The sequence below is a fragment of the Kribbella sp. CA-294648 genome, from assembly GCF_050943845.1.
Lineage (GTDB): Bacteria > Actinomycetota > Actinomycetes > Propionibacteriales > Kribbellaceae > Kribbella.
Genome location: NZ_CP191981.1, coordinates 3641880 through 3664938, shown reverse-complemented (window position 1 = coordinate 3664938; position 23059 = coordinate 3641880). Strand labels below are relative to the sequence as shown.

The window sequence follows — 23059 nt, the reverse complement described above, 5'->3', positions numbered from 1 at the left end:
GCCAGACTGAACCCAGCGGCCGGACCGGCCGACCGAAGGACTGGAGACGATCGATGCCGAGAACCCGCCGCCGCACCCTGGCCGTCGTCACGGTGGCAGTCGCCGCAGTGGTCGCGGCCGTCGCGCTGCCGCTCTTCCAGCCTTGGCGGCTCTTCACCGGCAAGGTGGTCGACGAAGCGCTCCCGGGCGCCGATCCGATCTCCATGACCACATCCTCGTCGGCGCCACCGACAATTTCTGACGACCGCCGCAAGACCCCGGCCACTCCCCCGGCGACCCCGCCCACAACGACCTCGCCGCCGGCCCCGCCCACCGCGCCCCAGCGGGTATCCACCGGTCGCTTCATCAGCCACGAACACGACACAAGCGGCAGCGCTTCGATTCTCAAGCTCCCCAACGGCTCCCGGGTACTGCGCCTGGAAGGCCTGGACACCTCGGACGGCCCCGACCTGAAGGTCTGGCTCACCGACGCCAAGGTCGTCCCTGGCAAAGCCGGCTGGCACGTCTTCGACGACGGCAAGTACGTCAATCTCGGCAAGCTCAAAGGCAACGCGGGCAACCAGAACTACGTCATCCCGCCTGACGCCGACCTGACCGCGCTCCACAGCGTCTCGATCTGGTGCGACCGCTTCAACGTCTCCTTCGGCGCCGCGGAGCTGGCGCCGGCCTGAGCCGAAAACAGGATGGAGCCAACCCGCAGCCGGAACTAAGGTCGGCTCCATGACTCCTCACTTCGTTTCGGGGCGGGAGCTTGGGGCCGCCTTTCATGACGAGGTCGTCCGGCCGTTGCTAGGAGCAAGGCCTTACGCGGCTGGACTGTTGGGGTGGGGTTCGGACGTTCTCGGCTATGACACCTCCCGTTCGACGGACCACGGGTGGGGACCTCGGTTGCATGTGTTTGTGGACGCGCACGAGGTTGATCGGGTCACGAGGGCGATCGACAGTGGCCTGCCGTCGGAGTACCGGGGGTACGCCGTGCGGTTCGGTTGGGACGCTCAGGAGCCGGTGCACCACATCACTGTGACCACCGTTGATGCGTGGCTCGAGGAGGAGCTTGGGGTGCGCAACGGGCGGCATCTGAGTCTCCACGACTGGTTGGTGACGCCGCAGCAGAAGTTGCTCGGAGTGGTGGCCGGTGCCGTGTACGCCGATGACGGCCGTCTGCAGGTGGTCCGTGATGCGCTCCGCTGGTATCCCGACGACCTCTGGCTCTGGATTCTGGGTTGTCAGTGGTCCCGGATCGCTCAGGAGGAGGCCTTTGTCCAGCGGGCCTCGGAGGTCGGCGACGAGCTCGGTTCGCGGATGGTCGCGGCCCGGTTGACGCGCGATCTGATGAGGCTCGCGTTGCTGATGGACCGCACCTACGCGCCCTACACGAAGTGGCTCGGTACTGCGTTCGCGCGCCTCGGTCATCCGGATGGTCTGGATCGCGATCTCGAGGAGGCCCTTGCCGCGGACACCTTGGCCGATCGGGAGCGGGCGCTGACGACGGCGTACGAGAAGCTTGCGGTGCGGCACAACGGGTTGAAGCTGACCGAGCCGGTCGATCCGGCGGCGCGTCAGTACTTCGATCGGCCCGCGATGGTGCTGGGCGCCGGGCGGTTCGTTGCGGCGTGTCTGGCGGCTGTGAAGGACCCGCAGGTCCGGGACCTTCGAAGGCTCGTCGGTGCGATCGACCAGTTCGCCGACAACACCGACGTACTCAGCAATCCGGCTGTGTATCGCAAGCTGATCAGCATCTACGAGAAATAGGATTTCGCCCGTGAGCACTCATCCCAACGTTCAACTGGTGGCGGACGCCCTCGCGGCGGCCGGTGCCACCGGGGAGATCAAGATCCTCGACGACGCGGTACCGACGGCTGCCGCCGCGGCAGCCGAACTCGGCTGCGAGGTCGGAGCGATCGCCAACAGCCTGATCTTCGACGGCGACGGCTCCCCCGTCCTGATCCTCACCTCAGGTGCCCATCGCGTGGACACGGCCAAGGTCGCCGCGGAGCTCGGCATCGGCAAGCTGCGCCGGGCGACACCGGACTTCGTGAAGGAGCACACCGGACAGGCGATCGGCGGCGTCGCCCCGGTCGGCCACCCGCGTCCGGTGCGCACACTGGTCGACACCAGCCTCGACCAGTACGCCGAAGTCTGGGCTGCTGCCGGCATTCCGCATTCCGTCTTCCCGACCACGTACTCCGAGCTCCTCAGGCTGACCGACGGCACGCCGATCACCGTCAACTGACAAACCAAAGCGGCGCCGGAGCGATGATTCCGGCCGCCGGCGGGAGTCTCATCTGTCGACCGGGCCACGACGGCCCGGCAACGGACGGATGGGAGCCGGGAGATGGCCAAGGAACAAGGACCGCTCGATCACGCGTTCGTCGCGGCAGTGGAGAAGGACGGAGCATTCGCCACGTTCATCACCGTGCCGGATTCGGCCGAGGTGCTGGGGACGCGACGAGCGGTGAAGGTGAGCGGGACGATCGACGGGCACCCGTTCGACGCGACACTGATGCCTTCGGGCGACGGCCCGCACTGGATGCCGCTGCGCGTCGCCATCTGCAAGCAGATCGGCAAAAGCCAGGCCGGCGAAGAGGTCAAGGTGCACCTCACCCAGCGGCACACCTGACCCCAGCCAAAGCGATGGAAGCCGCCCAGCAGACCTGCCGGGCGGCTCCATCAGTAACCAACAATCAGCGGGCGAGCTTCAGATCTACGTCGGCTGCGCGGACGTAGGCCATCCGGTGGCCGAACCAGATCTGGTAGTAGCGGTCATTGCCCAGCACCTGCACGTGGTCCGTCGGTGGCTGGCCGTCGAAGGTCGTGGCGCGGTAGTAGTCGGTCTCGATGCTGGCATCACCCACCGGGTAGGCCTGCCCCTCGCCGATCGAGTACTGCAGCGGCGTCACGGGCTGGTACGGAATCCCAGCCGGGTAGGCGGCCTGCTCCGGGTAGGCCCGCCCGTAGACCGGCACCGACGTCTTCCCGGCCTTCGGCTTCACCACAAGTCCCGGCTTGGCAAAGGCGTCCGGCGCACTAGCAGGACTCTTGAACCAGGCCTTGGCACCCAGATACCAGATCGCCACCCAGTCGCCCGAGCGCTCAGCCACCACGTACTCCGAACCAGCAGCCGCCCGCGCTCCGATGTCCGAGACCTGTGTGGTGCTGTCGGCCCCGTTCGGCCGGAGCCCGATGTCCTTGACCAGTGGAGCAGCGTCGTCCGGCGCCTGGCGCAGGTAGACGAAGTTGGTGCCCTGCGGCGTGCACTGCACCCCGGCGGTGGTGCAGCCGACCAACACCTGCTGGTTGTCGGCGAACCCCGGCTTCACCGTCACGACCGACCCCGGCTTCACCGGGAACACCTTGTGCCCGTAGATCGGCGCGCCCAGCAGGTCGAAGTAGTGCTCCCAGTCCCAGTACGGTCCGGGATCCCAGTGCATGCCCCGGACCGTCGACGGCAGGGTGCCCGGGACCTGGTCGTGGCCGATGATGTGCGCCCGGTCGAGCGGGATGTTGTTCTTCTTCGCCAGGTACTTCACCAGCTTGGCCGAGTTGCGGTAGAGCGCCTCCGTGTACCAGGTCGCGCCCTGGGCGGCGAAGCCCTCGTGCTCGATCCCGATGCTGTGCATGTTCACGTACCAGTTGCCGGCGTGCCAGGCGACGTCGTTCCAGTTCACGTGCTGCCAGGTGTACCCGTCGGACGAGCGCATCGTGTACTGCCAGGACACGTACGTCGGGTCCTGCACCATGTTGAGCGTGCCCTGCCAGCCGCCCTCGGTGTCGTGAATGATGATGTAGTCGATCTTGCCGGTCTTGGGCCGGTTCGCCTTGTCGTGGTTGCCGTAGTCGCCGTCGGTGCCATTGAGTTGGTACGGCGCCGGCAGCCACTCACAAGCGAGGTCAGCCGGGCACTGCGCAGCACCGTCGGCTGTCATGCGCGCCGGACCTGCCGGCAGCGCCGTCTTGGCCAGCTGAGCCTTGTCCGGCGTCACCTTGACCGCTGGCATGACCAACTGCTGACCAGTGTTCGTAGTACGGGCAGCGCCGCGGGCGAGGATCGCGTAGACGTCGTCTGCGAAGGCAGCGGCGCTAGTGCGATCTGCTGCACCCGCGTAGATGCTCACTGCGCCGTACCACTCAGCAGGAGAGGTAGAAGCGCCGACAGGCAGGTCCATCGAGCGCTGGTACGACGCCAGCAGTGCGGCGCCTCCCTCGATGTTGGCCGCAGTGTCGTTGCGCAATGCAACCGGATCGATCCCGGTCAGCTCAGCCGCCTTGTACAGCGTCAGCAGCGAATCGGCCTTGGCCAGCTTCGGGCCGGTCGACCGGTCCACCGTCCTGCCGGGAGACACCGCGGTGAGGTGCATCGGCCCGAAGCCGCCCGACGTACTCGACTTGCCCTGATGGTCGTCCCAACGGCTCTCCGCATAGGAGACAGCCATCAGCACGGACTCCGGTACGCCGTACTTCGCTGACGCGGCACGGAACGCCTCCGCCGCCGAGGCGGCCACCGGTCCTGGGCTGGCGGCGGTCGCCGCGGGTGGACCAAGAGACGACACGCCGGTCATGCTGATGGGCAGCGCTACCGCTGCGAGTGCGGCGAGAATCTTCGGACGACGACGCATGTTCAGTTCTCCCTGACCTGAGGGGACGACGGTCACGCGGACCGGCAACCCGTTCACTCTGGGTCGCGGAGGACGCGATGTCAACGGTTAACCAAATTTGGCGGCCGCGTGTTCGATTCTGACAACAAGTGAGGGGTCATGGAAGCGTTGCCGTTGGCTTTCACGACTGGCTGGGCCAGTGGCATCAACGCCTACGCCTGCGTGCTGATCCTCGGCCTGCTGGGCCGGTTCGCGGATGTCGACGACATTCCCACCGCGCTGACCAGCAACGGCGTACTGATTGCCGCCGGCGTCCTGTTCGCGTTCGAGTTCGTCGCCGACAAGATCCCCTACATCGACTCGGCCTGGGACACGATCTCCACAGTGATCCGGCCGACCGTCGGCGCGATCATCGCCGCCCTGCTCGCCGGCGAGGCCAGCACCCTGAACCAGGCGGTGATCGCCACCACCGGCGGCGTGGTCGCGCTGCTCTCGCACCTGGTGAAATCCAGCCTGCGGCTGGCGATCAACACCTCACCGGAGCCGGTCACCAACATCGCCGCCTCGTCCGGTGAGGACGTGGCCGTCGCCGGTGTCGTCACGCTCGCGGCGTTCCACCCGACCGCCGCCCTGATCATCGCCGCCGTCCTCCTGCTGCTCGGCTTCGTCGCCGTGTTCTTCGCGTTCCGCGCGATCCGCCGGGGACTGGCCAGATTCCGGGCCTGGCGCGAGAAACGAAGCAATCCAGCAACGGGGAGCAGTGCAGTCTGATGGCCCGCGTGATCGTCATCGGGGCCGGCCTAGCCGGTCTCGCCACCGCCGTACGGCTGGCCAAGCTCGGCCACCAGGTCACCATCTGCGAGAAGGACAACCGCCTGGGCGGCGCCCTGGGCCGGGTAGAGGCCGACGGATTCTCCTGGGACGCAGGAGCAGCCAGTACTACGCTGCCGGCCGCCCTGCGCGACCTGTTTCGCAAGAGCGGCCGACCGATCGAGAGCCTGGCCCAGCTGGAGCCGGTCACCGAGCCGAGACGCCACCTGTTCGGTGACGGCTCGGTGCTCGACCTGCCGATCGCGGATCGCGCCGGCCAGGTAGAGGCCTGGACCAACCTGGCCAGCGACAAGACGGCGCAGCAGTGGACCGCACTGGTCGACAAGTACGGCGAGACCTGGCAGATCCTCCGCAAGGCTTCGCTGGAGCCGCCACTGCTGGACAAGCTGCCGCTGACCGCCATCCGCAGCCTCAAGCCTTGGCAGTCGCTCGAGCGCACGGCACAGCGCAGCCTCGACGACGAACGCGCCCGCGCCGTACTGCGGTACTACGCCATCCAGCACGGCTCCGACCCGAAGCTCACCCCCGGCTATGTCGGGGTGTGGTCCTACCTGGAGCGCACGTTCGGCCGCTGGACCATCGACGGCGGATTCGGAGTACTGGCCGATGCCCTGGCGCAGCGGGCGAGCGAGCGCCGGATCGACGTCCACACCGGCACAGAGGTGGTAGGAGTCGACACCGACCACGGCCAGGTGACAGGGGTCAGGCTGGCCGACGGCAAGACGTTGCCGGCCGACGTCGTGGTCAGTGACATCGATCCACGGGACCTCTACGGGCAGCTGGTCGACGACGCGAAGGCCAAGAAGGTCCGGCGCCAGGTGCTCTCCACTCACCAGGCCCAGGCGGCGTACGTCGTCCACCTCGGCCTACGGGAGCCAGTCCCGTCCCTGCCCTTCGAGACCGTCCTGCACGGCAGCCCGACGGTGGTGGTTCGCACTGGCGGCCAGGCACCGGCCGGGCACCAGGCGTGGTCGGTACTCGTCCACGGCTACCCCACAGACGACGTACTGGACCTCCTGGTGGCCCGCGGACTCCACATCCGGGACAAGGTCGTTTCCCGGCAGACCTCGCCCTCCTGGTGGGCAGGAGTGGCCTGGGAGGGCTACAAGACCGCCAAGCGCCGAGCCGGGAACATCTCCCCGGTCAAGGGCCTGTACTGCGTCGGCGCGGGCGCCCACCCCGGCGTCGGCGTACCGGCTACCACGCTCGGCGCGGCGATCGTGGCGGACGCCGTCGGCAAGGCTTGAACGCGGCGCACTACGATTGATCGTTCATGTGTTCCGTGCCGGGACCGGCTGGCAAGAAGGCCGGCCCGGCAGTAGAGAGGACCCCGGTGGATCAATCCCCCACATCGACCGATCTGGAGAACGTCGAGCGCGCTGAGCTCGAGGCCGAGCAGCAGCACGTCGACCGGGTCTACACCCGGGTCGCCGAGGCTGCCCGGTCCGCCTCCCGGATCGCGGTCGAAGGGCACCAGCGCGGTCAGGCGCAGAATGTCGGCCGCGTCCGCGACGAGGAGCAGACCGGCCTCTACGAGCGCGACGTCCTGGTGTTCGCCGCCGCCCGCCGGATCGCCGAGCTCGACGCCGAGCACGAAGGCCTGGTGTTCGGCCGGCTCGACTCCGACCAGGGCGACGAGACCGAGCCGGTCGCGGCCGCGGCGGACCTGGAGAAGCTGTACGTCGGCCGGATCGGCGTCCGCGACGCCGAGTACGAGCCGCTGGTGATCGACTGGCGCGCCCCGGCGGCCGAGCCGTTCTATCGTGCGACCGCGACAGACCGGCTGAAGGTCGTCCGGCGCCGCGTCCTGCGCAACAAGGGGCCGCGGATCGCCGGGCTCGAGGACGACCTGCTGGCTCCCGACCGCGCTCCCGCCGACCTGCCCGTGATGGGTGAAGGTGCCCTGATGGCGTCGCTGTCGCGGGCCCGTGGCCACACCATGCGCGACATCGTCGCCACCATCCAGGCCGAGCAGGACGAGGCGATCCGCGCCCCTGCCCGCGGCGTCACCGTCATCGGCGGCGGTCCTGGCACCGGCAAGACAGTGGTGGCACTGCACCGGGCCGCCTACCTCCTGTACTCCGACCGCAGGCGTTTCGAGCGCGGCGGCGTCCTGGTGGTCGGCCCGTCGGCTGCCTTCATGGCCTACATCGAGCGGGTCCTCCCGAGCCTCGGCGAGAACACTGTCTCGCTCAGAGCAGTCGGTGAGCTCGTGGACGGCGTACGGGCGACTGCTGTCGACGACGCCGACGTGGCGGCCGTCAAGGGTTCGCTGCGGATGCGTGGCCTGCTCTCCCGAGCTGCTCGCGACCGGGTGCCGGATGCGCCCACCAGCCTGCGGATCTTCATCAACGGCGCCACCGTCGAGCTGGACGCGAACCAACTCGACAACGTCCGCCGCAACGCACTGCGCCGCACTCCCCGCAACCGGGCCGCCGCTGAAGCCCGCAAGGGGCTGGTGGCCGCACTGTGGCAGCGGTTCCCGGACGACCTGCGCAACGGGGTCTACGGCGACCGGGAGTCGTTCGGCGACATCGCCACCGACCTGCCCGCGTTCAAGTCGTTCTTCGCCGCCTGGTGGCCAGTACTCACCCCTGGCGCCGTACTGCGCTGGCTGGGCGACTCCCGGCGCGCACAGCGCTGGGGCCGCGGCGACTTCACTCCGGTCGAGATCGACCAGCTTTCGGCGGCAGTTCGCAGTACCAGCGAATTCACCATTGCTGACGTCGCGTTGCTCGATGAGTTGAGCACACTGCTCGGCAGGCCGCCTGTGGTCGAGGCGGGCAAGGATGAGGAGTTCGACTGGCTCGAAGGGCTCTCGGACGGGGTGAACGAAGTACTGACGACCTCTGAGCGACGTGCTCGTGCAGTAGCGGCAGCAGACGCCGACGAGCCGGACGAGTACGCCCATGTGCTGGTCGACGAGGCACAGGACCTCTCCCCCATGCAGTGGCGCATGGTGACGCGCCGCGGTCCGCAGGCGAGCTGGACGATCGTCGGCGACCCTGCGCAGAGCTCCTGGCCCGACCCGGCCGAGGCACGTGCCGCGATGGACTCGATGCTGTCGCACCTGCAGCGGCACACGTTCCGGCTGTCGACCAACTACCGGAACTCGGCGGAGATCTACTCGTTCGCCGGCCAGGTCATCCGTCAGCAGATCCCGGACGCCGACCTGCCGAACGCGGTACGGCAAACCGGCGTGGATCCCGAGCACCGGATCTTCGACGCGGACAAGGTCGCCGAGGCAACGGCCGACGCCGCCGGTGAGCTGCTCCAACTGGTCGAGGGCACCGTCGGCGTCATCGTGCCGCCCAAGCTCCGCCCGATGATCGACCCGGTCCTCGCCGAACTCGGAGACCCCCGCGTGGTCGCACTGAGCCCCCTGGACTCCAAGGGCCTCGAGTACGACGCCGTCGTGGTCGTCGAGCCGGACCGGATCGTCAGCGACACCCTCGGCGGCGTCCGGGCGCTGTACGTCGTCCTGACCCGCGCCACTCAGCGAATGGTGACGATCAACAGCACGACCAGTTGGTTGCCGAGCTAGCCGCGGGGGATCACGTAGTCGACCAGGTCGGCCTCGTCGGGTGCGAGGTCGGCCCAGCGGCTGGTGTGGTGCAGCACGGTCAGGCCTGAGGTCGGGTACTTCTGGGTGAGCTCGACGCGGTTCGGGCTGGTGCCGTCGAGGGCCAGCTCGTCCGCGAGCCACGGGATGCCGGGCGCGTGGCCGATGATGACCACAGTCCGCAGCTCGGCCGGGACGTCGTGGATGACGTCGAGCAGTTCCTCGGTACCGGCGCTGTAGATGCGCCGGTCGTACCAGATGTCGGTGGCGATCGCGCCGGCCTCGGCGGCGTACTGCCAGGTCTCCCGGGTACGGATCGACGGCGAGCACAGGACCAGGTCAGCCTCGATGCCTTGGGCAACCAGATAGCGGCCGGCCGCGGCGGCGTCGGCCCGGCCGCGCTCGGCCAGCGGCCGGTCGAGATCGGGCATCGATTCGGGCGGCACCGCTTTCGCGTGCCGCAGCAGCACCAGCGTGCGGTCGATCAGGAGGTCGGACGGATCAGCCATCGGCCCAGGATAGGGCGTCGGTCCCTCGCGGCCCTCAGACCACGGTCGACTGCAGGTTGCGGTAGACCTGACGGGTCGCGGTCGACCGGTTCAGGGTGATGAAGTGGATGCCCGGCGCGCCGCCGGCCAGCAGCCGGTCGGACAGCTCGGTGGCGATGTCGATGCCCACCGAACGGACCGCCGCGGGGTCGTCCCCGACCGCGTGCAGCCGGTCCGTGACGGCCGTCGGCAGCGCCATCCCGGTCAGCTCGGCCATCCGGTGGATCTGCTTGAGGTTCGTCACCGGCATGATGCCAGGCAGGATCGGGATGTCGCAGCCCAGCGCCGCGACCCGGTCGACCAGGCGGAAGTAGTCGTCGGCGCCGAAGAACATCTGGGTGATCGCATAGTCGGCCCCCGCCGCCGCCTTCGCCGCGAGAACCCGGGCGTCGGCGGTGAGGTCGCTTGCTTCCGGGTGCTTGTCGGGGAAGGCCGCGACGCCGACACAGAAGTCGCCGAGCTCCTTCACCAGCTCGACCAGCTCGACCGCGTGGTTCAGGCCCTCGGGATGCGCGACCCAGGGCTGCGACGGGCCGCCCGGCGGGTCACCCCGCAAGGCGAGCACGTTGCGCACCCCCGAACCGGCGTACGCGCCGATGACGGAGCGCAGCTCGTCGCGCGAGTGCGACACGCAGGTCAGGTGCCCGAGCGGGGTCAGCGAGGTGTCCTGGGCGACGCGCTCGGTGACCCGGATGGTGCCGTCGCGGGTGGTGCCGCCGGCGCCGTACGTGATCGAGACGAAGGTCGGCCGCAGTTGCTCGATCTCGCGGATCGAGCGCCACAGCACCTCCTCGGCCTCGGGCGTCTTGGGCGGGAAGAACTCGAAGGAGAAGGAGGGTTCGCCGGTCGCGAGCAGCTCACGGATCGTCGGCGTGTTGCCGGGGAGCGTGGACGGGAGACCGGTTGCCATGGCGTCAAGGCTACCGGGGCGTGGGCCGCGGCGCCGGGACCGACTACTCTCCGAGACGTGTATGCCGACGCGGACATCCCGACCGAGATCCAGCGCACGCTGACCAGCTTCCTGGACATCCAGCAGGAGAGACTGGCCGCCATCGGGCCAGAGCTCGACGAGCAGGTCCAGGCGGCACGGGACGCGACCAGCGGCGGCAAACGGCTGCGTCCGTCCTTCTGCTACTGGGGTTTCCGGGCAGCAGGCGGCGATCCCGACCAGCAGCCGATTCTGAAGGCAGCGGCCAGCCTGGAGATGCTGCACGTCAGCGCACTCGTCCACGACGACGTGATGGACTCCTCCGACGTACGCCGGGGCGCCCCGGCTGCGCACCGGCGATTCGAGGCGCTGCAACGAGCCCGGTCGGCGAAGACCGGCAGTGGTGGCGACCCGGTCGGATTCGGGATCGGCGCGGCCATCCTGCTCGGCGACCTGTGCCTGATCTGGGCCGACGAGATGATGCACACGTCCGGCTTCGACGCGGCCTCACTGGCCAGTGCCTCCAAGTTCTTCGACGCGGTCCGGGTCGAGGTGACGGCCGGGCAGTACCTCGACCTGGTCGCGCAGGCGTCGGGCGAGGCTGACATGGACCGGGCTCTGCGCGTACTGCGGTACAAGTCGGCCACCTACACCGTCGAGCGGCCGCTCCACATCGGGGCGGCTCTGGGTGGCGGCGGGCAACACCTGATCGACGCGTTGTCGGCGTACGGGCTGCCGTTGGGTGAGGCCTTCCAGTTGCGGGACGACCTGCTCGGCGTCTTCGGCGATCCGGCGCTGACCGGGAAGCCGGCCGGCGACGATCTGCGTGAGGGCAAGCGGACGGTGCTCACGGCGTACGCGGTCGAGCACGCGTCGGAGGTGCAGCTGGTCGAGTTCGACCGGCTGTTCGGGCGGCCCGATCTGGACGACGACGAGATCCAGCTGCTCCGGGAGATCCTGCAGGACAGCCGCGCGGTCCAGGCGTGCGAGGACCTGATCACCGAACGCACCGAGGACGCCCTCGAAGCGCTCGACCGCGCCCCGATCGACGACGAGACCTCCCGCAAGGCCCTCGCCGACCTGGCGATCGCCGCGACCGCACGGCACGTGTGACGGTCAGGCTTTCGCCAGCACGCTGATCAGCCGCAGCAGCTCGGCGCTCGCCTCGGGATCGCCGAGAACGATCAGCTTGAGCCTGCCGCGGTCCTCGTCGTACGCCGATTCGACCCGCGCCCGCGCGAGGCCGCCCTGGCCCATCGCTGCGTCCAGGTGCTTGCTGATCCGATCGGCGCCGGGCCGGTCGATCGCGTCGACCTGCACGATGCTCGTCACCTCGATCTGGCGCTCCCCCGAGCCGACGGCTGCGCCCGTGAAGGCTTCGAGGTCCTCGCGGCTGATCCGGTACTGCTTGCCGATCCGGACCGCGTCAAGCTTCCCGTCCCGGATGTAGTTGCGGACCGTCCGCACATGCAACCCCAGCTGATCCGCCACCTGCTCGACCGACAACAGCACGCTAGATCTCCATCACATACCGTAGAATTCCCTATAGTTAACTTCTCAGGGAACGATAGGGTACTTTGCACATCATCCGACAGAAGTGGCTCGACCTGTCCTTCCTCCACTGGGCCGTCGAGCCGGCCGCTGTCGCCCACTACTTCCCGCCAGGCACCAGGCCGGACACCTTCGAGGGACGGACGTACGTCGGGCTGGTGCCCTTCCGGATGGTCATGCTCAGGTCGTTCCTGGAGACCAACATCCGCCTGTACTCCGTGGACACCGCCGGCCGGCAAGGGGTCGTGTTCCTCAGCCTCGACGCCAACTGGCTCCCGCTGGTGGTGGGCTCACGCGCCACCCTGGGCATCCCCTACCGCTGGGCGCGCATGCAGCACCAGCAGGACGGCGGCTGGCACACCTACACCTCAACTCTTCTCAGGCCGCACAGCAAGGCCAGCAGCAAGATCGAGACGCAGGTGGGCGAGCGACTGGAGCCAGGTCCGCTGGAGCACTTCCTGACGGCCCGCTGGGGGCTGCACCTCCACAGGGCCGGCCGCACCTGGTACATGCCCACTGAGCACCCGCCCTGGGTCCTGCACCGAGCAGAGCTCATGGGCTTCGAGGACAGAGGCCTATTCGCCTCTGTCGGGCTAGGCGAGCTCAGCCGGCGCCCGCCAGACCACGTGGCCTTCAGCGCCGGAGTACCGGCTCGCTTCGGGTTGCCTAGAGGACCGGTACTTCCCTGACCACATCCGGTACGTCGTCCGCCTCGCGCAGGACGACCCGGAGCTGGCCGGACTCGTTCGCGTCCTCGGTGAAGATCTGCAAGGCGACATCGACCGTGTCGTGGTCGTGGTCGAGCAACTCGCGCCAGCCCTCCCACAGCACGACCTCCGGCTCACCGGTCGAGCGGTCGCCGAGCGAGTCGGCCAGCGCGTCCCAGTTGCGGCCGAACCAGCGCGGCAGGTCGAAGGCGGTCGCACAGATGTCCAGGAAGCCGGTCTTGTCGTTGACGCTCGTCGTGTCGAGCAGGACGAAGTTCCAGCCTGCGGTCTCGACGTCCCGGCGTACCTGGTCGGCGGTGAGGTCGGCCTTCCAGCGGTACACGCCCGGCCGCAGGCCCTTGGTCAGCAGCGTGCGCAGCTCAGTCATCCGTCGGTCCCCCCGTCCGCCTGGATCCGGCGGAACGACTTGTAGTGATCGTCGGTGTAATAACGCTCATCGCCCTTCCCTGTCACGATCCTGCGGGCGCCGCGGTCGTTCTCGCCGGGGGTCTTCACGGTGAACTCGCGGTAGTACCCTGCCTGCTGTTTCGGCAGGATCTTCTCGCGGTTCTGGAACACGACGCCGTCCCGGCGGTACGGGTACGGCCCGCCCTGGTCGATCAATTGGAGCGTCTGCCGGGCCTCCGGGGGAAGGTCGGCCACGGCGACATAGGGAAGGCCGCTGACCGGATCCTTGGTCGGTTTCTCCTCGGTCGTCGCGCCGGAGGCACCGCAGCCGAACAGGGACGCGGCCAAGGTGATCACCAGCATCGCGATCACGACAGCGGCGACGATCCGGGCCGCCTTCGGGTTGTTGATCATCCGGCGCTCCGCAGTCGCCGGCTGAACTCCCCTGCCGCCGCGGCCGGATCGTCCGCCTCCGTGATCGCCCGTACGACGACCACCCGGTGCGCGCCGGCCTCGATGACCTGGTCGAGCCGGTCGAGGTCGATCCCGCCGATGGCGAACCACGGCTTGACCGACTGGCGACTGGCGGCGTACGAGACGAGCTCGAGGCCCGCGGCCGTGCGGCCGGGCTTGGTCGGGGTTTCCCAGGTCGGGCCGACGCAGAAGTAGTCGGAGCCCTGCTCGTCGACCGCGGCGTTCACCTGGCTGAAGCTGTGCGTGGAGCGGCCGATGACCGGCTCCATCCCAGTGATCGCCCGCGCCGCGCGGACCGGCAGGTCGCGCTGGCCGAGGTGCAGGATGTCAGCCCCGGCAGCGAAGGCGATGTCGGCGCGGTCATTGACGGCCAGCAGCTTGCCGTGCCGCTTGCAGGCGTCCGCGAAGACCTCGAGCGCCGCCAGCTCGTCAGCGGCCTCGAGGTCCTTCTGCCGTAGCTGCACGATGTCGACGCCACCGCCCAGTGCGGCGTCCAGGAACTGCTCCAGGTCGCCCTGCTTCTCCCGTGCGTCCGTGCACAGGTAGAGGCGGGCATCGGCCAGTCGGTCACGCAATCCAGCGTCCACGGTGTGCTCAGTCACAAGGCCAGCCTGCCATGCGCCCCTGCTGTCGCGGTGTCAGGCGTCGTAGTCTTGGCCGCATGGCTGAGCGAACCTGCGATGTCGTCATTGTCGGCGCGGGGCTGATCGGCCTCGCTACCGCCTGGCGACTCGCTGCAGACGGTATCCAGGTGACGGTATGTGACCCGACACCCGGCAGCCAGACCTCTTCGGTGGCGGCCGGCATGCTCGCCCCTGTCACCGAGGTCGAGTACGGCGAGGACGCCCTGCTCGCCCTCAACCTGGCCAGTGTCGCCGCTTGGCCCGGCTTCGCCCAGGAGCTGGAGACCCTCACCGGGCAGTCCGCCGGACTCCACCGGACGGGGACTCTCTCGATCGCGTACGACGCCGACGACGCCGCCGCGATCCACAGGCTGGCCGACTACCAGCGCAGGCTCGGCCTGGAGGTGGAGGAACTCACCGGCCGCGAGGCCCGCAAGCGCGAGCCCCTCCTCGCAGCAGGCGTCTCCGCCGGCATCTGGGTGCCTGGAGACCACTCCGTGGATAATCGCCAAGCAGTCGCAACCCTCCTGCGCGCTGCCGAGCTGACAGGGGTGCAGCTAGTCCGCCAACGCGTCAGCAGAGTTCTGGTGAGCGGTACTACGGCAGTCGGAGTCGAGCTGGAGGATGGGTCAGGCATCCACGCCGGCCAGGTCATCGCGGCCACCGGCCCCTGGTCGGGGCAGCTGGAGGGCGTCCCGGCAGAGCTCCGCGTGCCTGTCCGGCCCCTCAAGGGCGAGATCCTGCGCCTGCGGGTGCCCGAGGCGTACCGGCCGGCCCTCAACCACACAGTGCGAGCCACTGCGCGTGGGTTCGCCGTCTACCTGGTACCTCGGCCCGGTGGCGAGCTCGTCGTCGGTGCGACCACCTCTGAGCTTGGCTACGACACCAGAGTCCTGGCCGGTGGAGTGTTCGCGCTCCTGCGCGACGCCCGGATGATCCTGCCGATCACGGATGAGCTGGAACTCGTGGAGGCAGTCGCCGGGCTGCGACCGGCTACACCCGACAACGCCCCGATCCTGGGGCCGTCCGGCCTCGACGGACTGCTGTGGGCGACCGGGCACTACCGCAACGGAGTACTGCTGACTCCGATCACTGCCCAGCTCCTTGCCGAGACTGTCCGTACCGGGGCCGTTCCTGAGCTGGCGGCACCGTTCCAGGCGAGCCGGTTCAGCGAAGTTAAGCTAACAAGGTGAGTGAGGCCATGAACGTGCTCGTCAACGGGAGTTCCGAGCAGCTCGCGGCGGGCACCACCGTCGCCGAGGTGGTCGAGCGCTGGGCTCGCAGCCCGATCGGTGTAGCGGTGGCAGTGAACGAGGCCGTGGTGACCCGGACAGAGTGGCCCGGGACGACACTGGCCGAAGGCGACCGGGTGGAGATCCTCACCGCGGTCCAGGGCGGTTGAGGAGGACCCGTGAGTGACGACACCCTGGTGATCGCAGGTCGTGAACTGACGTCCCGGCTGGTGATGGGTACTGGCGGCGCGCCGAGTCTCGAAGTACTGGAGGAGGCGCTGGTCGCGTCTGGTACGCAGCTGACCACGGTCGCGTTGCGGCGGCTCGACCCGAATCAGCAGGGGTCTGTGCTCGATGTACTGCGCAAGCACGACATCGCAGTACTGCCCAACACTGCTGGGTGTTTCACTGCTGGTGAGGCCGTGCTGACTGCCCGTTTGGCTCGTGAGGCCTTGCAGACGGACCTGATCAAGCTGGAAGTGATCGCGGACGACCACACCGCCCTGCCCGACCCGGTGGAGTTGCTGGATGCCGCGGAGACCTTGATCGCCGACGGTTTCACGGTGCTCGCCTACACCAACGACGACCCGATCCTGGCGCGCCGGCTGGAGCAGCTGGGCTGTGCCGCGGTGATGCCACTGGGCTCGCCGATCGGGTCGGGACTGGGGATTCGCAACCCGCACAACATCAGCATGATCGTCGAGGCGGCGAACGTCCCGGTCGTACTGGACGCCGGCATCGGTACGGCGAGCGACGCCGCGCTGGCGATGGAGCTCGGCTGCGACGCGGTCATGCTGGCCACGGCCGTCACCCGGGCCGAGCGGCCGGCCCTGATGGCGGCCGCGATGCGCGACGCGGTGACCGCGGGCCGCAACGCCCGGCTGGCCGGCCGGATCCCGCGCCGGTACCACTCCGCGCTCGCCTCGTCGCCGCTCGAAGGCCGCGCCTCGCTCTAAGCCGCGGCGCTCTAGCCGGATCATCTGGTTGCCGAGGGCTCCTGTTGCCCTGGGCATCTATTGCTGTAGGCAAGCGGCTACTCAGCGTCGATCGATTGTGAAGTACAACCGTGTAGTTCAGCCTTAAATTGTAAACATTGCATTACAGCCGTAACAAGTGCCCCATGCGCACCTGTTGTCACATCTGTACCACCACTTACCGTCAAGGGACATTCACACGGGGAGATGGACAGATGAGCAACACGTGGCGAAAAGTCCTACGGGTATCGACCGGCTTCACGGTCCCCCTGCTCGCGGCCGGGGTGATCACCGCCGGGTCGCCCGGCTTCGGCCAGTACAAGGTGAAGAACGGTGACACGCTCAGCCACATCGCGGCGACGTACGGGACCGACGTCCGGACTCTCGTCGCGCTGAACCAGCTGCCCGGCAACGGCAACGCGATCTACGCCGGCGAAGTGCTCAAGCTGCCGGGCAAGAAGACCTCGGCCCGAGGCAAGGCGCGCTCGACCAAGCGTTCGCAGGTGGGCCGCGTCACGTACGTCGTCAAGCCCGGCGACACGATCAGCAAGATCGCCAAGCGCTACCGCATCACGCAGGCCAAGCTGCTCGCCGCGAACGGGTTGCGCGCCCGCGACCACATCTACGCCGGCAAGCCGCTCTACATCCCGGTGAAGGTGCAGGCCAAGCCGGTCGTCAAGAAGCCGGCCAAGAGCAAGAAGCGGAACAACACCTTCGCCGGCCGCACCTACGCCGACCACATCGTCGACGCGGCCGACCGCAACCGCGCCGTACTGCGCAAGCGCAACCTCCCGACCCGCGGCCAGATCCGCTCGCTGATCATCTCGACGGCCAGACGGCACGGCGTCGACCCGGAGCTGGCGCTGGCGATCTCCTGGCAGGAGTCGGGCTGGAAGCAGCGGGTCGTCTCCCCCGCCAACGCGGTCGGCGCGATGCAGGTGATCCCCTCGACGGGCAAGTTCGTCTCTAGCCTGGTCGGCCGCAAGCTCGATCTGCTGAAACCGCAGGACAACGTCACAGCCGGTGTCGTCCTGATCGGCCGGCTGACGGCGGCGGCGAAGCTCGACATCGCGGTGGCCGGCTACTACCAGGGCCTCGGCGGCGTCCGGCGGAACGGGATGTACCCCGACACGGTGCGGTACGTGAAGAGCGTTCTACGCCTCAAGGGACAGCTCGAGAAGGGCTGGAACCCGGTCGGCTAGCCGGGCTGCGGCGCGGCGATGGAACCGTCGCCTTGCGCCTTATTTACACTCTCAGAGCAGACAGCTTCGAGAGGCGGCTCACCGCACGTGACGGATGACGTGAACACCCAGGTCGGCGACCGCCTTGCCGGGCGAGTGCTCGACGGCCGGTACCGGGTGGGTTCGCGCGTCGCCAAAGGTGGCATGGCGACCGTCTACGAGGCGCTGGACATGCGGCTCGACCGGATCATCGCGCTCAAGGTGATGCATCTGGGTCTGGGCGACGACGCCGAGTTCGGGCGCCGGTTCGTCGCCGAGGCCCGGGCGGCCGCCAAGCTCTCGCACCCGAACGTCGTCGCCGTCTTCGACCAGGGCGACGACAACGGGACGCTGTTCCTCGCGATGGAGTACGTGCCGGGCCGTACGCTGCGTGACGTCATCCGTCAGCAGTCGCCGCTGCCACCGGCCCGGGCGCTGGACCTGCTCGCGCCCGTCCTGTCGGCGCTGTCGGCAGCCCACGACGCTGGCATCGTCCACCGCGACATCAAGCCCGAGAACGTGCTCATCTCCAACGAGGGCGTCATCAAAGTCGCCGACTTCGGCCTTGCCCGGGCGGTGACGACCACCGGCAACACGGCCACGCAGGGTCTGCTGATGGGCACCGTGTCGTATCTCGCCCCCGAACTCGTCACCGACGGCAGTGCTGACGCCCGCTCGGACGTCTACTCCGCCGGCATCCTGCTGTACGAACTCCTGACCGGCAGCAAGCCCCACACCGGCGACAGCCCCATCCAGGTCGCCTACGCCCACGTCCATGCCGATGTGCCCCCGCCCTCGCAACTCGTCAACGGCATCCCGCCGTACGTCGATGCCTTGGTGCAGCGGGCCACCGCGCGGGATCGCGACCTCCGGCCGGCCGACGCGCGAGTGTTCAGCCGCCAGGTCCACCGGGTGCGCAGCGCGATCGAAGAAGGCCTGCCGGACGACCCGGAGCTGACCGGCGACCTGACCATTCCGCTCCAGCAGATGCGCCAGAGCACCGAGTACGACGACGGCTACACGCGCGGGAACGGGTACGTCGAACAGCAGCCGCGCAACGACACCATCGTCGTACCGTACGAGCCACCCTCCTCCGTCCTGCGGCCTGCTTCTGCCACCAGGACTGCTACTGCCAGACAGGGGCCGCCTCCGGGCAGGCCGGCACCTCAGCAGCAGGGCGGGCGTGGACGTGGGTTGATCGCGTTACTCGCCATCCTCGCGCTGGCGATCGGCGTCGGCTCGGCGGCGTGGTTCTACGGCGTACATCGCTACACGTCGACGCCGCTCCTGGTGAACATGTCGACGGCCGAGGCGAGCACCACGGCCGCCCAGTCCGGGCTGACAACGACCTTGGCGAACCAGGACTTCTCAGAGACCGTGCCGCTAGGCGCTGTCATCAAGACCGATCCCGAGCCGGGCGCCCGGATCCGCAAGGAAGGCGAGATCGCCCTCACTGTGTCGAAGGGGCCCGAGCGGTACCGCGTGCCGCAACTCGCCGGGCTCGATGAGGACGCGGCCAAGCGTGCGTTGGAGTCGATCAAGCTGGTGGTCGGTGAGATCCGGCAGTCGTACAGCGAAACGGTGCCGGCCGGCCGGGTGATCGTGTTCTCGCCGAAGTTCGACACGGTGATGAAGCCTGGTGACGTGGTCAACCTGGCGATCAGCAAGGGCCGGAAGCCCATCGCAGTACCAGACCTGACCGGCAAGTCGTTCCGCGAGGCAAGCCGGACTCTGAAGAAGGCGGGCTTCACGGTCGGCCGCACCGACCAGTTCGACGAGAAGGTCCCCGAGGGCCGGGTGATCAGCCAGACCCCCAACAACGGCACCCTCTTCGCCAAGGACAAGGTCCAACTGGTCGTCTCCAAGGGCCCGGCCCTGCGCGATGTCCCCAACGTCCGCAGCAAAAAACTAGCCGAAGCCGAAAAAATCCTCACCGACGCCGGCTTCAAGGTAAAGGTCGAAAAAGCCCCCTTCAACCTCGGCCTCAACCTGGTAGCCGGCCAAAACCCAGCCGCCGGCACCAAAGCAAAACCCGGCACCACCATCACCGTCACGGTGCTGTAATACCCCAAAGCGCCCCCGCCGCTCGCTCCTCCGTCGCTCACCACTCGGTCGCTCCCACCCGCCCCCGTTTGAGCGCTCCTACGTCGCGCCGAGAGTAGGCACCCGCCCGGTCAGAGCCGAGCCTGTCGCGAGCTCTCCGGCGGCAGGGGTGCCCCGATCGCGGCCACCGCCGGGCCACGCCGCAGCCCCGCGCTCCTTCGTCAGGCGCCTGGTGCGCCGAGCGACGAGGCCGCCGCTAGCGCTTTGGCGGGCCGATAGCCTGCTGCAGCGGGCCAGCGGTGACGGAACCCGGCCATCGAGGCAGCCGCTCGGGGCGGGCTCCTACGTCGCGCCGAGAGTAGGCACCCGCATACCGGGGGCTAGCTCGTCGCCTGTGCCGATCGACAGGAGGTGCTCCTTCGGATCGTGGACTCGCACGCTCAGGGAACAGGCTGGTGGACCGGAATCGGGGACTATCTCCTGTCCTTCGGCACACCGCCCGCCCGTTCCGCGAGCACGTCGGCGATGAAGGTGCGCATCAATGCGGCGCACTCGGGAGCATGGGTTTCCAGCAGTAGATGGCCGGCGTCGTAGATGTGGATTTCCAGGCGGTCCAGGGCCTGGGAGTACGCCAGGACTTCGGGGAGGTCGAAGAAGGGGTCGTGGCGGCCCCAGAGGAGTAGAGCCGGGGGTTGGTGTTGGGCGTGGTAGGCGGCTAGGTCGTCGAAGCGGGCTACGTGGGTGGCGTAGTCGCAGAACAGGCGGAATTGGGCGTCGATGATGCCCGGGCGGGACAGGCGGTCCCAGTCCAGGTGCCAGGACTCGGGTGGCTGGAGGAGCTGGAGTCGGTCCGACAGGCCGCCGAGGTACTGGTAGCGGGTGCCCTCGAAGTTCAGCCACTCGGGCAGCGCGGCGCGGTTGGCTTCTGATGGGTCGGCCCAGAAGGCTTTGGCGGTGTCCCAGTCGCTGCCCAGGCCGGCCTCGTGGGCGTTGCCGTTCTGCACGATGAGGCCGAGGATGCGCTCCGGCCGCCGGGTGGCGAGGTGGTAGCCGACCGGCGCCCCGAAGTCGTGCAAGTAGACGAAGAACTCGTCGACACCGAGCTGCTCGAGGAACGCCTCGATCGTGTCGGCCAGGTTGGCAAACGTGTACTCGTACTCATCCACCCCCGGCGCCGACGAGAACCCGAACCCCGGCAGATCAGGCGCCACAACCCAGCTCACCTCAGCCAACGGCGACAGCACGTCCCGAAAGGTATGCGAGGAACTCGGAAACCCATGCAGCAACAACACACACGGCTTGTCCCGCGTGCCGGCCTCCCGATAGAACACCTCCACCCCACCGACGTCGACCGCCCGATGACGCGGCTTGTCAACCACACGCATCCCAACAACCCTCCTCAACTGGTTCACCGATCGCCCAACCAGCCCAGTTTCTCCTCCCACCCCGCCCAGGCAAGGCGCCGGCATCAGCCCTTCAGTCAACCGGCGAAGTGTTGGGAAAATCCCAACACTTCGCTACAGTTGAGGTATGGACCAGCAACTGATCGCAGTTGGCGAACGCATCCGCTCCCAGATGCCGCCTGGGCTCAGTCAGCGGCGCCTGGCGGGCCTCGTGGACATGACGCCGGATGCCTTGTCGCGTGCTCTCAACGGACAGCGCGGGTTCTCGTCGATCGAGCTGGCTCGAATCGCTGACTCACTCGGGGTTGACGTCTACTGGCTGATCACCGGCCGGGAAGATCCGCAGCGTGTCGACATCGCGGCCCGGCACGTGTGGGATCCGGTGCAGGCAGAGCGGGTCAATCCTGGCCGCGAAGCCGACGACAAGATCTTGGAGAGAGTCGTCGCCGTCTATCGCGATGCCTATCCCGACGGGCCACCGAGGTCTCCGGACCTTCCCGCCGATCCTGACGCACTACGGGGCCGGTTGGGCGCCAACTTCGTTCGGCACTTCGCTGGGCAGATCGAAGCTGCCTTCGCCATCGACGTGATCCGGATCCCCGAGCTCTCCACCGACTATTCGCTGCGCATCGGTGGCCGCTCGGTGATTCTTCTGGTCAGCACGCCGAACTGGTTCAGGAACAACTGGTCCGTAGCGCATGAGCTCGGTCATCTCGTTCTCGGCCACCATGCCGGGCAGGGCGTCGAGAAGGCGAACGAACAACCGGCCGACGACTTCGCCGCAAGGCTGCTCCTGCCGGAACAGCGCATGCGGGAGATCAAGTGGTCACAGCTCAGTGAGATCGAGTTGGCCGAATTCGTCTGGGAGGCGGGCGTCTCCACCGAGGCGCTGCGAAACCGCCTGCGCAAACTTCGGATCAGGCTGAGCGCCAAGGTCACTGCCGCTCTGGGACAGCCGACACAGCACCTACTTCGCCGCCACCTCCCCTCAACGGCCAGCCACGACCCAGCTGTAGACCCAGTGATCGAGCGCGAAGCCGAGTCCACCGGCCGAACCTTTCCCCTGCGACTGCTTGCTGACCTGTCCCAGCGCGTGCGAGCCGGACAAGCCGATCCAGCAGCACTCGCCTGGCTTTTGGACGTGCCCCTCGACGAGATCGACTTCCCTGAGCCGGATGAGGACGCGGCCTCACAGCAGTACGAGGAAGTGCTCGCGGCCCGGCCAAGCGCCGCCGCCTGGAAGGACAGGCTCGCCGCCGACCCGACCAACGCGGCACCGCGGTGAACGAACGACTCCTGATGTGGGAGGACATCGACAAGCACCAAGCCATTGAGCTTCAGGCCTTCACCTGTACGAGCGATTGGCCACGTACCGCCAAAGGGCGGAAGCTCCCGAAACATCCTCGCGAATGGGAATGGCACGCGCAGAGACACTTTCGCACCGTCAGTCGACGCCTACTGGCCGACCAGACACTCCTTGTCGGACGAGATGACGAACAGGTGATCGGGGCTGCCGTGCATCTGTCGTTCGAAACGCAAGAACAACTGGTTGTCGCGACGATCGAGGCCGGCGCCGTCAGTACCCGCTACCGGAACATCAGAGACCGGTACATCGGTGACGAGATCATGGAAGTCGCGCAGGCCGAAGCCCGGATCGGAGCGGTCGGCCTGGGCGCCTCCACACTCGTGCTTCAGGGATACATCCACGAACGGAACTGGGCCAGCATGCGAATGGCCGAGCGGGCGCGCTGGGAGCCGGATGGGCTTCCTCTGACCAATGGATATCAACTCTGGGCGCGCGTCTTGGATCCGCGGGAAGAGTCGAGGTAGCTCGCGAGGTGGGTTGAATGCCGCGATCTGAGTGCCTACCTTCGCGCGACGCAGGGGCACACCGATGGGTGGGTGGGGCGCCGAGGGGTGAGCGACGGAGGAGCGAGCGGCGAGGCAGCGTGGGGGCTCT

Annotated in this window: 24 protein-coding genes; 16 read left to right on the top strand and 8 right to left on the bottom strand. The window is 68.1% G+C overall.

Annotated features, from left to right (window positions below):
• Nucleotides 1-53 precede the first annotated feature (53 nt).
• The 4 genes from ACQPYM_RS17450 to ACQPYM_RS17435 all read left to right on the top strand — a co-directional run bounded on the left by ACQPYM_RS17450 (nucleotide 54) and on the right by ACQPYM_RS17435 (nucleotide 2620).
• The gene (locus ACQPYM_RS17450) at nucleotides 54-671 is read left to right on the top strand and encodes a DM13 domain-containing protein (protein WP_433021875.1); all 618 of its coding nucleotides are present in this window, start codon (nucleotides 54-56) and stop codon (nucleotides 669-671) included.
• A gap of 223 nt (nucleotides 672-894) precedes the next feature.
• The gene (locus ACQPYM_RS17445) at nucleotides 895-1752 is read left to right on the top strand and encodes a DUF4037 domain-containing protein (protein WP_433023313.1); all 858 of its coding nucleotides are present in this window, start codon (nucleotides 895-897) and stop codon (nucleotides 1750-1752) included.
• A gap of 10 nt (nucleotides 1753-1762) precedes the next feature.
• Nucleotides 1763-2233, top strand: a complete 471-nt coding sequence (locus ACQPYM_RS17440; RefSeq protein ID WP_433021873.1) for a YbaK/EbsC family protein — start codon at nucleotides 1763-1765, stop codon at nucleotides 2231-2233.
• A 102-nt stretch (nucleotides 2234-2335) separates the two neighbouring features.
• Nucleotides 2336-2620 (top strand): DUF1905 domain-containing protein, encoded by a 285-nt coding sequence (locus ACQPYM_RS17435; protein WP_433021871.1) that lies wholly within the window; start codon nucleotides 2336-2338, stop codon nucleotides 2618-2620.
• A 64-nt stretch (nucleotides 2621-2684) separates the two neighbouring features.
• Here ACQPYM_RS17435 and ACQPYM_RS17430 read toward each other — a convergent pair whose 3' ends face one another.
• Nucleotides 2685-4616, bottom strand: coding sequence for an N-acetylmuramoyl-L-alanine amidase (locus ACQPYM_RS17430; protein ID WP_433021869.1), 1932 nt, complete (start codon nucleotides 4614-4616; stop codon nucleotides 2685-2687).
• A 138-nt stretch (nucleotides 4617-4754) separates the two neighbouring features.
• Here ACQPYM_RS17430 and ACQPYM_RS17425 point away from each other — a divergent pair, with 138 nt between their 5' ends.
• From ACQPYM_RS17425 to ACQPYM_RS17415, 3 genes are all read left to right on the top strand, one after another.
• Nucleotides 4755-5366 carry a DUF4126 domain-containing protein gene (locus tag ACQPYM_RS17425; RefSeq protein WP_433021867.1) on the top strand — a complete coding sequence of 204 codons (612 nt, stop codon included), beginning with the start codon at nucleotides 4755-4757 and terminating at the stop codon, nucleotides 5364-5366.
• Nucleotides 5366-6673 carry a phytoene desaturase family protein gene (locus ACQPYM_RS17420; RefSeq protein ID WP_433021865.1) on the top strand — a complete coding sequence of 436 codons (1308 nt, stop codon included), beginning with the start codon at nucleotides 5366-5368 and terminating at the stop codon, nucleotides 6671-6673. The genes ACQPYM_RS17425 and ACQPYM_RS17420 overlap by 1 nt, the downstream gene beginning before the upstream one ends.
• 86 nt (nucleotides 6674-6759) lie before the next feature.
• Nucleotides 6760-8970: a HelD family protein gene (locus ACQPYM_RS17415; RefSeq protein ID WP_433021863.1), complete on the top strand. Its 2211-nt coding sequence runs from the start codon at nucleotides 6760-6762 to the stop codon at nucleotides 8968-8970.
• On the opposite strand, the gene ACQPYM_RS17410 is transcribed toward ACQPYM_RS17415, so the two are convergent.
• Nucleotides 8967-9497: a SixA phosphatase family protein gene (locus ACQPYM_RS17410; RefSeq protein WP_433021861.1), complete on the bottom strand. Its 531-nt coding sequence runs from the start codon at nucleotides 9495-9497 to the stop codon at nucleotides 8967-8969. The two genes, ACQPYM_RS17415 and ACQPYM_RS17410, sit on opposite strands and share 4 nt — an antisense overlap.
• Before the next feature lie 34 nt (nucleotides 9498-9531).
• Nucleotides 9532-10446 (bottom strand): methylenetetrahydrofolate reductase [NAD(P)H], encoded by a 915-nt coding sequence (metF, locus tag ACQPYM_RS17405; RefSeq protein WP_433021860.1) that lies wholly within the window; start codon nucleotides 10444-10446, stop codon nucleotides 9532-9534.
• Nucleotides 10447-10503: 57 nt separating this feature from the next.
• Here metF and ACQPYM_RS17400 point away from each other — a divergent pair, with 57 nt between their 5' ends.
• Nucleotides 10504-11577 carry a polyprenyl synthetase family protein gene (locus ACQPYM_RS17400; RefSeq protein WP_433021858.1) on the top strand — a complete coding sequence of 358 codons (1074 nt, stop codon included), beginning with the start codon at nucleotides 10504-10506 and terminating at the stop codon, nucleotides 11575-11577.
• A gap of 3 nt (nucleotides 11578-11580) precedes the next feature.
• On the opposite strand, the gene ACQPYM_RS17395 is transcribed toward ACQPYM_RS17400, so the two are convergent.
• Complete coding sequence (locus tag ACQPYM_RS17395; RefSeq protein WP_433021856.1) at nucleotides 11581-11976, bottom strand: helix-turn-helix domain-containing protein; 396 nt, start codon at nucleotides 11974-11976, stop codon at nucleotides 11581-11583.
• A gap of 65 nt (nucleotides 11977-12041) precedes the next feature.
• Here ACQPYM_RS17395 and ACQPYM_RS17390 point away from each other — a divergent pair, with 65 nt between their 5' ends.
• Complete coding sequence (locus tag ACQPYM_RS17390) at nucleotides 12042-12704, top strand: YqjF family protein (RefSeq protein ID WP_433021855.1); 663 nt, start codon at nucleotides 12042-12044, stop codon at nucleotides 12702-12704.
• Here the strand turns inward: ACQPYM_RS17390 and ACQPYM_RS17385 are convergent.
• Genes ACQPYM_RS17385 through thiE form a run of 3 tightly spaced genes read right to left on the bottom strand, consistent with a single transcriptional unit; the run spans nucleotide 12682 to nucleotide 14206 of the window.
• On the bottom strand, nucleotides 12682-13110 hold the full coding sequence (locus ACQPYM_RS17385) for a barstar family protein (protein WP_433021853.1): 429 nt from the start codon (nucleotides 13108-13110) through the stop codon (nucleotides 12682-12684). The genes ACQPYM_RS17390 and ACQPYM_RS17385 overlap by 23 nt on opposite strands.
• Nucleotides 13107-13544, bottom strand: a complete 438-nt coding sequence (locus ACQPYM_RS17380) for a ribonuclease domain-containing protein (RefSeq protein ID WP_433021851.1) — start codon at nucleotides 13542-13544, stop codon at nucleotides 13107-13109. Before ACQPYM_RS17380 ends, ACQPYM_RS17385 begins: the two co-directional genes overlap by 4 nt.
• Nucleotides 13541-14206: a thiamine phosphate synthase gene (gene thiE, locus ACQPYM_RS17375; RefSeq protein WP_433021849.1), complete on the bottom strand. Its 666-nt coding sequence runs from the start codon at nucleotides 14204-14206 to the stop codon at nucleotides 13541-13543. Before thiE ends, ACQPYM_RS17380 begins: the two co-directional genes overlap by 4 nt.
• Nucleotides 14207-14265: 59 nt before the next feature.
• Between thiE and thiO the strand changes: the two genes are divergently transcribed.
• The 5 genes from thiO to pknB all read left to right on the top strand — a co-directional run bounded on the left by thiO (nucleotide 14266) and on the right by pknB (nucleotide 19717).
• Nucleotides 14266-15420 carry a glycine oxidase ThiO gene (gene thiO, locus ACQPYM_RS17370; protein ID WP_433021847.1) on the top strand — a complete coding sequence of 385 codons (1155 nt, stop codon included), beginning with the start codon at nucleotides 14266-14268 and terminating at the stop codon, nucleotides 15418-15420.
• Nucleotides 15417-15629 (top strand): sulfur carrier protein ThiS, encoded by a 213-nt coding sequence (gene thiS / locus ACQPYM_RS17365; RefSeq protein WP_433021845.1) that lies wholly within the window; start codon nucleotides 15417-15419, stop codon nucleotides 15627-15629. The genes thiO and thiS overlap by 4 nt, the downstream gene beginning before the upstream one ends.
• Nucleotides 15630-15692: 63 nt before the next feature.
• Nucleotides 15693-16415, top strand: coding sequence for a thiazole synthase (locus ACQPYM_RS17360; RefSeq protein WP_433023311.1), 723 nt, complete (start codon nucleotides 15693-15695; stop codon nucleotides 16413-16415).
• 233 nt (nucleotides 16416-16648) lie between these two features.
• The gene (locus tag ACQPYM_RS17355) at nucleotides 16649-17635 is read left to right on the top strand and encodes a LysM peptidoglycan-binding domain-containing protein (protein WP_433021843.1); all 987 of its coding nucleotides are present in this window, start codon (nucleotides 16649-16651) and stop codon (nucleotides 17633-17635) included.
• Nucleotides 17636-17722: 87 nt separating this feature from the next.
• A complete protein-coding gene (gene pknB, locus ACQPYM_RS17350) occupies nucleotides 17723-19717 on the top strand; it encodes a Stk1 family PASTA domain-containing Ser/Thr kinase (RefSeq protein ID WP_433021841.1) in 1995 nt (664 codons plus the stop codon).
• Between the two features lie 452 nt (nucleotides 19718-20169).
• Here the strand turns inward: pknB and ACQPYM_RS17345 are convergent, their stop codons facing one another.
• Entirely contained in the window at nucleotides 20170-21081 is a 912-nt protein-coding gene (locus tag ACQPYM_RS17345) for an alpha/beta fold hydrolase (protein WP_433021839.1), read from the bottom strand.
• A 145-nt stretch (nucleotides 21082-21226) separates the two neighbouring features.
• Here ACQPYM_RS17345 and ACQPYM_RS17340 point away from each other — a divergent pair, with 145 nt between their 5' ends.
• Both ACQPYM_RS17340 and ACQPYM_RS17335 read left to right on the top strand, forming a co-directional pair.
• Nucleotides 21227-22384 (top strand): helix-turn-helix domain-containing protein, encoded by a 1158-nt coding sequence (locus ACQPYM_RS17340; protein WP_433021838.1) that lies wholly within the window; start codon nucleotides 21227-21229, stop codon nucleotides 22382-22384.
• A gap of 14 nt (nucleotides 22385-22398) precedes the next feature.
• Entirely contained in the window at nucleotides 22399-22929 is a 531-nt protein-coding gene (locus tag ACQPYM_RS17335) for a hypothetical protein (protein WP_433021836.1), read from the top strand.
• Nucleotides 22930-23059: the final 130 nt, after the last annotated feature.

Coding starts and splice junctions, on each gene's coding strand:
- ACQPYM_RS17450 (WP_433021875.1), top strand. CDS start 54: ATGCCGAGAACCCGCCGCCGCACCCTGGCCGTCGTCACGGTGGCAGTC.
- ACQPYM_RS17420 (WP_433021865.1), top strand. CDS start 5,366: ATGGCCCGCGTGATCGTCATCGGGGCCGGCCTAGCCGGTCTCGCCACC.
- ACQPYM_RS17340 (WP_433021838.1), top strand. CDS start 21,227: ATGGACCAGCAACTGATCGCAGTTGGCGAACGCATCCGCTCCCAGATG.
- ACQPYM_RS17385 (WP_433021853.1), bottom strand. CDS start 13,110: ATGACTGAGCTGCGCACGCTGCTGACCAAGGGCCTGCGGCCGGGCGTG.
- metF (WP_433021860.1), bottom strand. CDS start 10,446: ATGGCAACCGGTCTCCCGTCCACGCTCCCCGGCAACACGCCGACGATC.
- ACQPYM_RS17410 (WP_433021861.1), bottom strand. CDS start 9,497: ATGGCTGATCCGTCCGACCTCCTGATCGACCGCACGCTGGTGCTGCTG.
- ACQPYM_RS17355 (WP_433021843.1), top strand. CDS start 16,649: ATGAGCAACACGTGGCGAAAAGTCCTACGGGTATCGACCGGCTTCACG.
- ACQPYM_RS17380 (WP_433021851.1), bottom strand. CDS start 13,544: ATGATCAACAACCCGAAGGCGGCCCGGATCGTCGCCGCTGTCGTGATC.
- thiO (WP_433021847.1), top strand. CDS start 14,266: ATGGCTGAGCGAACCTGCGATGTCGTCATTGTCGGCGCGGGGCTGATC.
- ACQPYM_RS17335 (WP_433021836.1), top strand. CDS start 22,399: ATGTGGGAGGACATCGACAAGCACCAAGCCATTGAGCTTCAGGCCTTC.
- ACQPYM_RS17425 (WP_433021867.1), top strand. CDS start 4,755: ATGGAAGCGTTGCCGTTGGCTTTCACGACTGGCTGGGCCAGTGGCATC.
- ACQPYM_RS17430 (WP_433021869.1), bottom strand. CDS start 4,616: ATGCGTCGTCGTCCGAAGATTCTCGCCGCACTCGCAGCGGTAGCGCTG.
- ACQPYM_RS17360 (WP_433023311.1), top strand. CDS start 15,693: ATGGGTACTGGCGGCGCGCCGAGTCTCGAAGTACTGGAGGAGGCGCTG.
- ACQPYM_RS17435 (WP_433021871.1), top strand. CDS start 2,336: ATGGCCAAGGAACAAGGACCGCTCGATCACGCGTTCGTCGCGGCAGTG.
- ACQPYM_RS17345 (WP_433021839.1), bottom strand. CDS start 21,081: ATGCGTGTGGTTGACAAGCCGCGTCATCGGGCGGTCGACGTCGGTGGG.